This is a genomic window from Paenibacillus sp. 32O-W, from assembly GCF_007679495.1.
Taxonomy (GTDB): Bacteria; Bacillota; Bacilli; order Paenibacillales; family NBRC-103111; genus Paenibacillus_L; species Paenibacillus_L residui.
Map to the genome: position 1 here is coordinate 105,765 of NZ_VEGP01000010.1, position 13,362 is coordinate 119,126.

Genomic DNA, 13,362 nt, shown 5'->3' on the forward strand with positions numbered 1-13,362 from the left:
TAACAAATAATGGTTGATTAAAGAGAATTAACTGCTAATATAAAAATATAGCAAATATTCGAAATATTTAGATAACCTTGTCCTGCGAAAGGAGCAATGCAATGGTTACTCTGCCAAAAGTGAATGAGCTCGGATTTTTCGAAATCCGGCTGGAATCGATTGGCGGCCTCGGGGCCAACCTGGCTGGCAAAATGCTTGCGGAAGCAGGCGTGATCGGCTCCGGATTGAACGGCGTCAGCTTTTCCTCCTACGGCTCAGAAAAGAAAGGCTCCCCTGTCAAGGCACACATCCGTTTCTGCGATAATTCCACCAATATCCGCGACACCACACCTATTGAACGGCCTCACATCGTCGGCATCTTCCACGAATCCTTGTCCAAAACCATCAATGTCATCAGCGGCATATATGAAGACAGTCTGGTCCTGGTGAATTCAGCTAAAACTCCCGAACAGCTCAAGCAAAAAATGAACTTGAAGGCCGGAACGATTGCGGTTCTCGATGCGATTACAATTGCATTGGAGGAGAAGAACCGGGTCAACATGGCCATGCTCGGCGGCCTGTTCAAGCTCTGCCCTTTCCTGGACCCGGAACAGATGAAGCAGGTGATCCGCAAGTCGCTGGAAAAGAAATACCCGCAAGCGGTTCAACCAGCGCTCCGCACGTTTGAAAGGGGTTTCAACGAAGTGAAATCACAAACCTTCGAGCTGCCTCCGGGTGAGGCGATGCCTTCCTATATTCGTCAGGACACGCCGCTTCTGGGGTACGCCACCCAGCCGCTGGGAGGGACGATCACGAACCCGGGCAACAGTATTTTGAAGGATTTAAGCATTTCGCGGGCGGGAATGATGCCTCACTTTGATCTGGAGAAATGCATTCATTGCGCCGCCTGTGACAATGTGTGTCCGGATTTCTGCTTTGTATGGGAAGAGCAGGAGGACCGGAGGGGACGGCCGCAAATGTTTTTGCAGGGAATCGATTATCAGTATTGCAAAGGCTGCCTGAAATGTGTTCAAGCTTGTCCGACGGAGGCGCTGGCCAGCGCAAGAGAAGAGGAGGGCTATGCGGAACAGAACCGGGTGCCTCATCGTTTTAACCTGGCTTTGTGAGGAAATTACGCTAAGGAAAGATCAACGAATAGTTACTAAGTAAGCGATTGGAAGCCCAAGCTTGGCGAGTGATGCGCGTAATGTTCAATGATTCACGGGCTTCTATAGAGACCTGGATCATTCATGGAGAGAAGGGTGGAACAACCAATGGCTATGGATTTGAAGAAGGAATTGGGTCAGGGGAAGGTCGAGCAAAGGATTGTATACGAATCCGGAAACGAAATGGCTGCCTATGCGGCCCATCAGATTAATTATCATATAATGGGTTATTTTCCGATTTCCCCTTCGACGGAGGTGGCCCAGTTTCTTGATTTGATGAAAGCAAACGGTCAGCATGATATCGTACTGATTCCGGCTGACGGAGAGCACGGGTCCGCCGGAGTCTGCTACGGGGCTTCGACGGCCGGTGGGCGGGTGTTCAACGCGACAAGCGCCAACGGTTATTTGTATATGCTGGAGCAAATGCCGGTGCAGTCGGGCACCCGCTTTCCGATGGTGATGAATCTCGTCTGCCGATCCGTGTCGGGTCCGCTGGATATTCACGGCGATCATTCCGACTTATACTATGCCCTTAATACCGGATGGCCGATATTGATGTGCCGTGATCCGCAGGCGGTCTATGATATGAACATCATGGCGATCAAGCTTGCGGAGGATCCGGAGGTTCGCCTGCCTGTTCTGGTTGCTTTCGACGGCTATTTTACCTCTCATCAGAAGCGCAAGGTACAGACTTTCGCCCATCGCGAGGATGTTCATAAATTTATCGGGGAGGAGCCGGTACGCGGCTTTCCGGATACGCTGGATCGGCACAACCCGATAACGGTAGGTCCCTATATGAACGAGCCGGACTATATCAATAACTGCTATCAGCAATCGGTAGCCATGTATAACGCGGAGAAGGTCTATGACCGGATTCGCAAGGAGTATTATGAGCTGACCGGAAGGGATTATCCGCTGCTTGATCTGTATCGGATGGAAGATGCGGAGGTCGCGGTGTTCCTGCTTAACTCATCCGCCGAAATCATTAAGGACGTGGTCGATCAACTGCGGGCCAAGGGTGTGAAGGCCGGCTCCATCTCGCCCAACATGATCCGTCCGTTCCCGGCCAAGGCGATTGCCGAAGCGCTGCAGAACGTCAAGGCGGTGACGGTCGGGGACCGGGCCGATTCCTACGGTGGGCATGGCGGTAATATGGTGAACGAAGTGAAGGCGGCGCTGTTTACCTACGGCAACCGGAATACGCTGGTCATCAGCCGCATTTATGGTCTGGGCGGCAAAGATTTCTACGCCGAGGACGGCCACCATTTCTTCCAATTGGCTATGGATGCCGCTGCCAAAGGCAAGGTGGAGGTGCCGTTCGATTATTTCGGGCATACTCCCGGAGACCCGGCCAAAGCCCCGAAGAGGGTTCTGCAGCCGATGAAATTCGAGGAGCTGAAGACCGGTCTCATCACGGTTAAGCCGGATGAACAAAGCGGCAAGCTGACGGTCAAGATGCCGCCGCTGCGCTCATTGACCCGCAAACCGAAGCGGATTGCCCCGGGTCACGGCGCTTGTCCGGGCTGCGGAATTTTCTCGGGTCTGGAGCTGTTTTTTAAAGGAATCGAGGGCGATATTGTAGCTCTGTTCCATACCGGATGCGCGATGGTCGTTACGACCGGTTACCCGTATTCCTCACATAAAGCGACGTACATTCACAACCTGTTTCAGAATGGGGCCGCTACCCTTTCCGGAGTCGTGGAGATGTTCTGGGAGAGGAAGCGTAGAGGCGAGCTGAAGCATCTGAATCTGCCGGATGATTTCACGTTCGTCATGATTACCGGCGACGGCGGAATGGATATTGGCATGGGGCCGGCTATCGGGGCGGCGCTTCGCAATCATAAGATGATTATTCTGGAATACGATAACGAGGGCTATATGAATACCGGAGCTCAATTGTCCTATTCGACCCCGATGGGCCATCGCACCTCGACGTCCAATGTAGGTTCTTTCCAGGGCGGAAAGCTGTTCCATCACAAGGATACGGCGCAAATTATGGCGGCAACTCATATTCCTTACGTGTTTACGGGCTCCGAGGCCTATCCCCAGGACCTGGTGCGCAAAGCGGCCAAGGCCCAGTGGTATGCGCAAAATGAAGGATTGGTCTACGGCAAAATTCTGATCGCCTGTCCGCTCAACTGGCTGTCGGATGACGGAGAAGGCTCGAATATTGTCGGAGCGGCCGTCGACTCCTGCTTCTTCCCGCTATATGAAGTCGAGCGCGGAATAACGAATATTACGTACAATCCGGAGGAGAAGAAGAAGCGGATTCCGGTGGCCGATTGGCTGAAAACTATGGGCAAAACGAAGCATATGGCAAAGGAAGAATATGCGGAGGCATTGAAGGCTTTTGAAGAGGAAGTGGAGAGACGCTGGTCTATTCTGAAAGCGAAGCATGAGCATCCCGCTTTATAGGCGCATAGAAGGGCACTCATTTCCCGGATCGCGATTTTCTCAAGTGTATAGTTTTTTATAGAAATCTTATAGTTGGAAGGCACTCTCTTTTGCTGTCGGGGTGCCTTTCTTTGCACTTGCATACTCATTGGAAGGCGAGGAGGGGACGTATGCTTTATGTATGTTGGAATAGCGAAACGAACGAGATATTCAGCTGCTTGCAGCTTAATAAGTACGAATTAGAGTATTACGGGGCTTGGCATACCGAGGTGGAGCGGGAGATTCATCCCGAAGAGGCAGCCGGAATGCTGGCCGGGCTTGGGCTACAGGAAAAGAATAATTGGCGGCTATTGAATGTGGACGAGCATGCATTGAAGCGGTTTAATGTAAAAATAAATAATAATCCGCAAGCCCGTCTTTATTTCGATGGGAAAGGACGTTCCTGGGTAGTAAAAGAGCAATAAGCCGGGATGGCCTGCGGTACGAAGATCGGCAAAAAATTAACCTAAGCCATCTGTTATTTAGAATAATTATTAAATTAGAATAATTATTGAAAGTAAACTCCTTATATGTTAAGATAAATATGTAGTTGATAATCGTTATCATCTGATCAGAGAGCTCATGATTATCTATTGCAATTATCCATAAGGAGGAGTGAACAAATGAACATAATCGAACAATTAAACCGGCAGATTGCAAATTTTCAGGTGTTGAACTTCAAGCTGCATCATTATCATTGGAGAGTCAGCGGGCCTCATTTCTTTACTCTTCATGCGAAATTTGAAGAATGGTATGATCGCGCGGCAGCTTATACCGATGATTTGGCCGAGAGAGTGCTGGCTCTCCAGGGAGAACCGCCGGTAACCCTTCAGCAATGCCTGGGACTGGCATCCCTGAAGGAGGCCGCAGGTGGAGAAACTGCGGAGCAAATGGTCCGGACGCTGGCCGAGGATGTTTCCATATTGATAAGCGAACTGAAAGAGACTGCCGCTGCGGCAGATGAGGCTGGAGACCGGCCGACGGCTGATATGCTGACCGATTTCCAGACGGAGCTGGAAAAGGATGCATGGATGCTGCGGGCTTTCCTTGCCTGATCCTGATTTACCATTAACCGGGATGATTCTCCCGGTTTTTTTGTGTTTTCGGGAACCCATGAATCTGTCAAGGCGATAGAATGTTTATAAGAAGAAGGTTTAGATTTTAGAAAAGCAATGAGGCTTCAGGGGAAGATTGCAGGAATGTGCGATTTGCTTGAAAAGCTGCCGGTAAATCAGGTATATTTTACATATCCAAGGTATGGCGGTGGAGTGAAGCCCCAGCCGAAGTAAGGGTAAGGGGGGACCTCGTGCTAAAATACAGAAGAACTATTTATTTTTTTATCGTTTTTATCATCTCTTTGCTTTTGTTCAAACTAGTCAATAACCTGGGTTCGGTAATGGAATGGTTTTCTTCCATCCTTAAGCTGATGAACCCTTTCTTCATCGCCTTTTTTATTGCTTATCTGCTAAGGCCTGTTGTTAATTTCATAGAATCCAAGCTGGCGAAGGTCCGGTTCAAAAGGCTGATCAGTATTTCGATCGTGTATGCCAGCGTCTTCGGCTTTATCATTATTTCCATTACTTATGTCTCTCCGGGAGTTATTGAGAGCGTCACCGGATTGCTGTCCAGCTTGCCGTTTTATATACAGAAAACCAATGTATGGGTCACGGAAACGGTTCTGACACACGAATGGGCGCAGAGATACAATATTGCCGAGCATGCACAGGAAATCATCAATTCACTATCGAATCAGATTAGCGATATTATTCGCCTGATTCTGAACAACATCGCTTCCGGGTTATTTATGCTAACCTCCACGTTAATCAGTTTAGTGCTTGGACTGATCATCTCTATTTATATGCTGAAGGATAAGGAGAAGCTTGCTATCGGGGCGAGGAGGCTGCTTCAGGCTCTGCTGACGGAGGATAAGGCGGACCAGGTCATTCAATCCGTCAAACGAATTGATCAAACCTTCTCCAGATATTTCGCCGGGGTGATCTTCGACTCGTTAATCGTAGGCATGATAAGCTTCTTGGGACTGTTACTGCTGCAAGCGCCTCATGCGCTTCTGGCAGCGGTCGTCATAACCATTACGAACGTCATTCCTTACTTCGGGCCTTTGGTCGGCATGATCTTTGTAACGGTCATTACTTTGTTTGTATCGCCCATGCAAGCTTTGTGGGTAGCGCTGTTTGTATTTCTGGTTCAGCAATTCGACGGTTATTATCTGGGACCCAAAATATTGGGAAGCAAGGTCGGTATCAGTCCGCTCTGGGTTATTCTGGCCATTCTGATAGGCGGCGGTACCTTCGGCGTTATCGGAATGTTCGTTGCCGTCCCGGTCTTCTCCGTCATTAAAACCGCAGTTGACGCTTTCGTAAATCGCAAGCTGGAAGCTAAACGGGAGATCTAAATGAGGCTCACACCATGAAGGAATTTCATGGTGTGAGTTTTTTTGTATCTACAGAGCTTCGTTAGGAGCTTTTTGGTCGAAGCTACACCACATTAACGGCTTACCCAAAATGTAACTCTAGTCCCCTTCGGAACTTCCTCATCCGCTGCCGGTTCCTGATTAAACACGGTTCCCTGAGGATGATCGTCATTTTCGATAAAAAATTTATACTTTAGCTGTTTCGACAGCAGAAGCTGCTCCGCCTCTTGCTGTGTAAGGCCGAACAAGTCAGGCACCGCAACCTCTGCTTGCTCCGGATCGCTGCCTGTCTGGTCCGGTTGTTGATCTTCATCGGCCGGCTGATCTGAATCCGGGTTTGGCTGCTCGTTTGCCCCTTTATCCTCTTCTTTAGGCTTAGGGGTTGGTGTGACTGCCGGCTTCTCTTGCTGCTCGCCTCCGCTGTTATTCGGAGGGTTCTGATCCTTCCCTGCTGTAGAGGTAGGGGAAGGGCGAACGTGGGCATGATCAATCCCCCGCGTCTTCTGGATCATGATTCCTGCAATCAGGACAAGACAAATAAAGGACAGCCCGGTTATAAAGATCACTTTCCGGGAAGTCTTGTTGCGTGTTCTGCCGGCCGGTTTTTCATCCGCCTCTTCTTCCGGCTCTTCATCGACTTCCTCAGTCAATACCGGCTCCTGCTTCTCCATCGGGCCGGCTTCTTTCGGAGGAAGGCCAGAGTGGGGCAGGGCTTCCTGCCCGATCAGAAGCTCGTGCAAATTAAACAGAAATGCGGACAGCGATTCCTCACCGTTCATGGCGCGCCGGACGATAGCGAGCAGTTTCTGCAGATGGGCCGCCGGCAAATCCTTCATGCTGGTTCGAATTTGCTGCTCGAGATCGTAAATGTCGGCAGGGATTTCCGAAGAACGGGCGCACAGCTGATAAAGAAGAAAGCACAGCCCTCTGACACCCTGCCGGTTCTTGGCGTCTTCCGACCAATATTGAATAAATTTGTAGGTACCGTTGTGAGACCATATATTCTCGGCCGTAACGGAAAAGAAAGCGGCATGATTCTCCTTGGCCTCCTGCAATCCCCGGCCCAGATCGAAAATAATGGCAAGGATATCCTGCGAAGTCCGGACAGTCTGATCCAATACGCTGATGAGCGGCTGCCCTTCACAGGCATGCAGGGATACAAATACATATTCTTTATCTATTCCGGCGTCAAGAATGGGGATGAACCGGTTGTCATCTATCCGTGCGGCTTCCCCAATCGATTTGAAATAGGCATCGGCCGCCGATTCCCAAGGTTTCTTCGCTATAAACAGAAGAACCTCCCGTCTAAGCGACATATCTTTAGCGCTGTATATAAATCCTTCAGTCAAGGATACCAGTTGCTTTATCAGAACATATCGGTTTCCGATAATTAACTCCATAATTTTCTGTTCCTCCTCATATCCACTCCTATCATATTATCATAGAGCGGTTGAATATGGACAGAGGCCTGTTAGAATGAAGTCCCGATTCATTAAGATTTGATGAAGCGGGAGGAATTCCGGCGGTCATCTCGGGTATACTGGGGATATCCTGCAATTTGTGTTTACAGCTTCCGCTGGTTGCTCAAGCTCAACCGGTTATGGAAAGGAGTGCTGCTAGAGATGATTGCAATCCCTAAGGCTGGAAGGTCCATTCTTACCCTGGCTGTCGTTTTGTTTTGTACGGAATTTGTCCGCAGTGCCTTTTTGTTTTCTTTTCTGCCCAATTATGCCGTCCGTTCACTTGGCCATTCGGTAGCCATAGTCGGTCTTGCGGTTTCGGTTCATTATATCGCAGATACGGTCGTTAAAGGCTTGGCAGGTTATTTGCTGGACCGCTTTCCGCTTCGCTGGCTGCTGCCGGCCACTTTTGTCATAATGCTGTCCGGATTTTTAATCTTTTTCTATAGCACGCATGTATCGCTCTTGCTTGCCGGTTCGGCCTTGCTCGGAATCGGCGCTTCTCCCGTCTGGCTGATTTGCCTCGGCCAAGTCAAAGAGAATCAGCGGGCGGAACAGATGGGGACCATCTACACTATATGGATGGCAAGTCTCGGCCTCGGGCCGATCCTTGTCAATTTTACACTGGACCAAGGATATGCTGCATCCTTCTTTCTGTTTATCCTTCTGCTTGCGGCCGGTTTTGTCTGTTCGCTATGGACGATGAAGGAGAACAGGGCTTCAATGGAGAGGGCGGACGTTTCCTTACACCAACTATGGAGCCGTCTGGCCAGACTGAAATGGCTGCTCCCGGGAATGATCCTGCAGATGATGGCCGCAGGTCTGCTTCTGCCGATTCTGCCCAGCTTCGTATCCGAGCATCTGGGAATGAGCCAGGCGGAATATTCGTTCATGCTGCTGCTGGGAGGAGCGGGGGCCATTCTGTTCCTGATTCCGATGGGTAAGCTGGCTGACCGGTGGGGGCATAAGAGAATGCTGGGAATCGGCTTTCTTTCGCTAACGGTTATCTTGTACCTGGTGATTGGTTCCCGGTCTGTCTATCTGACCATGCTGCTGGCGTTATTGCTCGGTCTGGCCTATTCGGCGGTCCTTCCGGCCTGGAATGCGGTTCTCTCTTATGCCGTGCCCAAAGAGCAGAAGGGCATGGGCTGGGGCATTCTCTCCGGCATTGAAGGGATCGGCATTATGATCGGCCCGGCCATAGGCGGATGGGTCGCCAGCCGGTATACGGGGACGACAACGGTAATGCTCAGTGCCGGAATGTTAATGATCATCGCCATCTTTTATTTGCTGCTGCCCGAAAGCAGGCTTATTTCTTCACATGAAAACAAACAAAACAAGAATAAGAACTGACTGTAGCGATAGCCATTTTTTAAGAAATGATTAAGAATTTGTTAAGCTGCAATTAATGCCTCCTTTTTATACTGAACTAGTCTAGCTTAAAAAAAGGAGGAGCTGCAGCATGATTTCCCAATTTCATTCGGATGTTTTTCGCTGGATTAATGACTTGGGCAAGCAGTATTCGGTTCTTAATCCCGCCGTCGTTTTCTTGGCCGAATACATGGTGTATATTCTGGCGGTAAGCATGATGATCTACTGGATTACTCGCTCGGTACAAAATAGAATGATGGTTCTTCAAGGGGGCATCTCCTTCATCATTGCTGAAATTCTGGGGAAAACGGCCGGTCTGCTCTATTACCATAATCAACCGTTCGCCGTGCTGCCCGAAGTGAACCAGCTTATCGAACACGAAATCGATAATTCCTTTCCGAGCGATCACACGATTTTGTTTTTCTCGATTTGCATGTCCTATTGGCTATTTCGCAAGAAGTCGGGCTGGTTGTGGCTCGTGCTTGCCTGCTGTGTGGCTGTTTCCCGAGTATGGGTTGGTGTACATTACCCGGTTGATATCGCTGTAGGTGCATGCTTAGGTATCCTTTCGGCTGTATTGGTTTATTGGATAGAGTCCAAGTCGGCTTTGTTGGCGAAATGTCTTGGATGGTACGTGCAAATAGAGCAGCGTATCCTGCCTTCGAGAAGCAAATCGAAAGACGTATAGGAAATGCCCCTATGAGGCTCGGTAATGTACCGGGTTCGAATAGGGGCATTGTATTGATTCCCGGGCAAGCAATCCGGGACAAGGGACAAGAGGGCTGTAACCAGGAAAAAAAGAAAGCCGCCATGCTGCCTGATAGGCAGTTAAGGCGACTTCCTGAATGTTAATAAGTTAGTTCGATTAATTCCGGATGAGATAATCGAATGCGCCCAAGGCCGCATTAGCGCCGGAGCCCATCGAAATAATGATCTGCTTGTAGGGACTGTCGGTACAGTCGCCGGCAGCAAATACTCCTGGAACGTTAGTGGCACCATGGCGATCGACAACGATCTCTCCGAAGCGAGTGCGTTCAACGGTATCTCCGAGCCAATCGGTATTGGGGACAAGGCCAATCTGAACAAATACGCCTTGCAGCTCAATATGCTGTTCAGCTCCCGTATCCCGTTCGATGTAGGTAATGCCGTTTACTTTATCGTCTCCGGTGATTTCCTTGGTTTGAACGTTCTTCAGGACGGTTACGTTAGGCAGGCTGTACAGACGGTCTTGCAGTACGGCATCCGCCTTCAGCTCCGGCATGAACTCAAGAACCGTAACGTGCTTCACAATGCCGGCAAGATCGATAGCGGCCTCAATACCGGAGTTTCCTCCGCCGATGACCGCAACGTGCTTGCCGGTGAACAAAGGACCGTCACAGTGAGGACAGTAGGCCACGCCTTTGTTCTTGTACTCGGCCTCGCCGGGTACGCCGACATTGCGCCACCGGGCGCCTGTCGAAATGATAACGGTCTTGCTCTTTAAGACAGCGCCGTTTTCAAGTTCAACCTCGATAAAGTCTCTCTTCTGCAAACTCTTGGCACGCTGAGTCTTCATGATGTCAATGTTATACTCTTTCACATGCTCTTCAATCGTTGCCGCGAGCTTGGGACCTTCGGTATATTTAACGCCGATGAAGTTCTCAATGCCTAAAGTATCCAGGACCTGACCGCCGAAGCGTTCAGCTACAATACCGGTACGAATGCCTTTGCGCGCCGCATAGATGGCTGCGCTGGCACCGGCAGGTCCGCCTCCGACCACAAGCACATCGAAGGGAGCTTTATTCTCAAATTCCGATGCGTCCGGAGCGTTCCCCAGCTTGGCGAGAATTTCCTCCAGCGTCATGCGGCCGCTGCTGAAAAATTCTCCATTGAGGAGGACCGTCGGCACGGCCATAATATTTTTGCTTTCTGCCTCTTCCTTGAAGGCCGCTCCATCAATCATGGTATGCGTGATGCCGGGATTGAGGATGCTCATCAAGTTCAATGCCTGTACAACGTCAGGACAGTTTTGGCAAGTCAAGCTGATGTAGGATTCAAAGTGATATTCGCCGGGAATGTTTTTGATTTGATCAATTATGTTTTGATCCACCTTGGGAGCTCTTCCGCTGACCTGCAGCAAAGCTAACACGAGGGAAGTAAACTCATGTCCCAAAGGAATTCCGGCAAACGTCACGCCAGTGTCTTCGCCCACACGATTTACACTAAAACTAGGTGTTCTAGGCAATCGAGCTTTCTCCACCGTAATTTTGGATGACATGCCGGCGATTTCATCGACCAAAGCCAGCATGTCATTGGATACGGCATCGGACTCCGCGCTGACCTTTAGCACTACATCGCCTTCCATAAGTTGAAGATATTGTGCTAATTGTGCTTTTATATCCGCGTCCAGTGCCATAATTTATCGCTCCTTAAATCTTTCCTACGAGATCAAGACTAGGCTTAAGTGTAGCAGATCCTTCCTGCCATTTCGCCGGGCAAACCTCTCCCGGATTGTTGCGGACGTATTGCGCAGCTTTAATCTTGTTGATCAAAGTGCTTGCATCACGGCCGATGCCGCCGGCGTTAATTTCTACCGCTTGAATGACGCCGTCCGGGTCAATGATAAACGTTCCGCGATCAGCAAGTCCATCTTCTTCATTCAGCACTTCGAAGTTGCGGGAAATCGTGTGCGAAGGATCCCCGATCATAACGTAAGTAATTTTTCCGATAGTTTCCGAGCTATCGTGCCATGCCTTATGTGTGAAATGGGTGTCCGTCGATACGGAGTACACTTCAACGCCGAGCTGCTTCAGCGTTTCGTATTGATTCTGCAGATCCTCCAGCTCGGTCGGGCAAACGAACGTAAAGTCCGCCGGGTAGAAGCATACGATACTCCACTTGCCTTTGAAGTCGGCGTCTGTAACTTCGATGAACTGACCATTGTGGTATGCTTGAGCTTTAAAAGGTAGTACTTCTTTTCCAATAAGAGACATGATTAATATTTCCTCCTTCAATTGTTTGTAATAATTATAATTTGATATTAATTATCTTCAGTGCATTTGTCAAGTTCGAGCAGAAAATGAAACCAAAAAAGGACCCACTAATCAAGCCTCAAAAACTGAACAATGAAGAATGTGCAGCGGTGAAGGGGATGGAAAAACATTAATGAAGGAACGGAATCCTACTTCCAATTAGACGTGTCCTTCCTTCTTGCAGGGCACCGTCAGAAAATGAAAAATAGACGGATTTTCAAGGTAGTGAATGAAGCATGGGCCGATAGCATATTGTTGGAATATGGGATATTATGGACAAGAGGGATGAATGCGCTTTCTTTAAATAGGAGAGGAGGCTGGATATGATGAAGGTCGGTCTTAGCAGCTATAGTTTATTGAAGGCTTTGAAATCGGGAGAAATGACGATCCTGGATGCCATCCAATGGATCGCCGACAACGGCGGAGAGCATATGGAGATGGTTCCTTACGGATATACCGTCGAGGACAACCATGGTTTGGCGGATGCGATTCGCGAGAAGGCGAAAGCGGTCGGCATTGAGCTGTCTAATTACTCCATGCCTGCGAACTTCGTTCAAGAAACGGAGGAAGCCTTCGAGGCAGAGGTGGCCCGCGTCAAGAGACATGTCGATGTCGTGCATCGGATGGGAGTTAAGCATATGCGTCATGATGTAACGGCTTTTACCCTGCCGAAGGAGCAGATGACGATCGCCTGGTTTGAGGAAAGCTTGCCGCTTATGGTGAAAGGCAGCCGGATCATTGCCGATTACGCCGCACAATTCGGGATCACGACTACGATCGAAAACCATGGCTTCTGCGTACAGGCGAGCGACCGGGTTCAACGTGTTCTGCATGCGGTAGACCGTCCGAACTTCAAGACGACGCTGGATGTCGGAAACTTCCTGTGTGTCGACGAAAATCCAATTATCGGTGTGATGAACAATCTGCCCTATGCCTCTCTCATTCACTTCAAGGATTTCTATTTTCGGCCTTTCGACGAGTACCCGGGTGAGGGGGCCTGGTTCCGAACGGCTTACGGCAACTATTTAAGAGGAGCGATCTTGGGACAGGGGGATATGTCGATCCGCAAAATTGTCAAGCTGATCAAGGATTTCGGATACGACGGATATATTACAGTAGAATTTGAAGGCATGGAGGAATGCAAGCTGGCCTCCAAAATATCGATGGACAATTTGCGGCGCTTCTGGGAAGAGGCATAAGGCGTCCTGATCAGAGTTGTTATGAAATCGTTCCATTTGGTGAAAAATGTGGCCTAATTCTAGAGCGATTATGCAGGTCTTTTCTCGAAAAAACGGCGACATGCCTAATTCTAGAACCATAATACAGGTCTTTGGAGCGATTTTTGCGAAATCGCTCCATTTTGCCAAAAAGACCTGCACATTTGCGCGTCTTTCGCTCTTTTGTTGTAAAAAGGCGGGATTCTAATGTACTTTCGGAGCGACCAAGCCTAGGTCGAGTGAGGTAGCAGGTGTGAACCCTGCTTGGAAAGACGCCAACCACGTCGCCAATAA

11 protein-coding genes are annotated in these 13,362 nt (G+C 49.5%); 8 read left to right on the forward strand and 3 right to left on the reverse strand.

Annotated features, from left to right (window positions below; translation table 11 throughout):
• The first annotated feature begins 101 nt into the window (after positions 1-101).
• The 5 genes from FS806_RS06470 (at position 102) to FS806_RS06490 (ending at position 5,991) form a co-directional block, all read left to right on the forward strand.
• Complete coding sequence (locus tag FS806_RS06470) at positions 102-1,106, forward strand: 2-oxoacid:acceptor oxidoreductase family protein (RefSeq protein WP_144933765.1); 1,005 nt, start codon at positions 102-104, stop codon at positions 1,104-1,106.
• A 147-nt stretch (positions 1,107-1,253) separates the two neighbouring features.
• Positions 1,254-3,560, forward strand: coding sequence for a thiamine pyrophosphate-dependent enzyme (locus FS806_RS06475; RefSeq protein WP_144933766.1), 2,307 nt, complete (start codon positions 1,254-1,256; stop codon positions 3,558-3,560).
• Positions 3,561-3,709: 149 nt separating this feature from the next.
• Complete coding sequence (locus tag FS806_RS06480; protein WP_144933767.1) at positions 3,710-4,003, forward strand: hypothetical protein; 294 nt, start codon at positions 3,710-3,712, stop codon at positions 4,001-4,003.
• 198 nt (positions 4,004-4,201) lie between these two features.
• Positions 4,202-4,633: a Dps family protein gene (locus FS806_RS06485; RefSeq protein WP_144933768.1), complete on the forward strand. Its 432-nt coding sequence runs from the start codon at positions 4,202-4,204 to the stop codon at positions 4,631-4,633.
• 251 nt (positions 4,634-4,884) lie between these two features.
• On the forward strand, positions 4,885-5,991 hold the full coding sequence (locus FS806_RS06490; RefSeq protein ID WP_144933769.1) for an AI-2E family transporter: 1,107 nt from the start codon (positions 4,885-4,887) through the stop codon (positions 5,989-5,991).
• A 92-nt stretch (positions 5,992-6,083) separates the two neighbouring features.
• Here the strand turns inward: FS806_RS06490 and FS806_RS06495 are convergent, their stop codons facing one another.
• On the reverse strand, positions 6,084-7,409 hold the full coding sequence (locus tag FS806_RS06495) for a Stk1 family PASTA domain-containing Ser/Thr kinase (protein ID WP_144933770.1): 1,326 nt from the start codon (positions 7,407-7,409) through the stop codon (positions 6,084-6,086).
• Between the two features lie 102 nt (positions 7,410-7,511).
• Between FS806_RS06495 and FS806_RS06500 the strand changes: the two genes are divergently transcribed.
• Positions 7,512-8,822, forward strand: coding sequence for an MFS transporter (locus FS806_RS06500; RefSeq protein ID WP_313960563.1), 1,311 nt, complete (start codon positions 7,512-7,514; stop codon positions 8,820-8,822).
• A gap of 109 nt (positions 8,823-8,931) precedes the next feature.
• Positions 8,932-9,528: an undecaprenyl-diphosphatase gene (locus FS806_RS06505; protein ID WP_144933772.1), complete on the forward strand. Its 597-nt coding sequence runs from the start codon at positions 8,932-8,934 to the stop codon at positions 9,526-9,528.
• Between the two features lie 177 nt (positions 9,529-9,705).
• Here the strand turns inward: FS806_RS06505 and ahpF are convergent, their stop codons facing one another.
• The gene (ahpF, locus tag FS806_RS06510) at positions 9,706-11,235 is read right to left on the reverse strand and encodes an alkyl hydroperoxide reductase subunit F (protein WP_144933773.1); all 1,530 of its coding nucleotides are present in this window, start codon (positions 11,233-11,235) and stop codon (positions 9,706-9,708) included.
• A 13-nt stretch (positions 11,236-11,248) separates the two neighbouring features.
• Positions 11,249-11,812 (reverse strand): alkyl hydroperoxide reductase subunit C, encoded by a 564-nt coding sequence (gene ahpC / locus FS806_RS06515; RefSeq protein WP_144933774.1) that lies wholly within the window; start codon positions 11,810-11,812, stop codon positions 11,249-11,251.
• 365 nt (positions 11,813-12,177) lie between these two features.
• On the opposite strand from ahpC, the gene FS806_RS06520 reads away from it, so the two are divergent.
• Positions 12,178-13,050 carry a sugar phosphate isomerase/epimerase family protein gene (locus FS806_RS06520; protein ID WP_144933782.1) on the forward strand — a complete coding sequence of 291 codons (873 nt, stop codon included), beginning with the start codon at positions 12,178-12,180 and terminating at the stop codon, positions 13,048-13,050.
• Positions 13,051-13,362 lie beyond the last annotated feature (312 nt).

Bases quoted from the DNA above. Each gene is read 5' to 3' on its own strand.
- FS806_RS06470 (WP_144933765.1), top strand. From the start codon at position 102: ATGGTTACTCTGCCAAAAGTGAATGAGCTCGGATTTTTCGAAATCCGG.
- FS806_RS06475 (WP_144933766.1), top strand. From the start codon at position 1,254: ATGGCTATGGATTTGAAGAAGGAATTGGGTCAGGGGAAGGTCGAGCAA.
- FS806_RS06480 (WP_144933767.1), top strand. From the start codon at position 3,710: ATGCTTTATGTATGTTGGAATAGCGAAACGAACGAGATATTCAGCTGC.
- FS806_RS06485 (WP_144933768.1), top strand. From the start codon at position 4,202: ATGAACATAATCGAACAATTAAACCGGCAGATTGCAAATTTTCAGGTG.
- FS806_RS06495 (WP_144933770.1), bottom strand. From the start codon at position 7,409: ATGGAGTTAATTATCGGAAACCGATATGTTCTGATAAAGCAACTGGTA.
- FS806_RS06500 (WP_313960563.1), top strand. From the start codon at position 7,512: ATGAAGCGGGAGGAATTCCGGCGGTCATCTCGGGTATACTGGGGATAT.
- FS806_RS06505 (WP_144933772.1), top strand. From the start codon at position 8,932: ATGATTTCCCAATTTCATTCGGATGTTTTTCGCTGGATTAATGACTTG.
- ahpF (WP_144933773.1), bottom strand. From the start codon at position 11,235: ATGGCACTGGACGCGGATATAAAAGCACAATTAGCACAATATCTTCAA.
- ahpC (WP_144933774.1), bottom strand. From the start codon at position 11,812: ATGTCTCTTATTGGAAAAGAAGTACTACCTTTTAAAGCTCAAGCATAC.
- FS806_RS06520 (WP_144933782.1), top strand. From the start codon at position 12,178: ATGAAGGTCGGTCTTAGCAGCTATAGTTTATTGAAGGCTTTGAAATCG.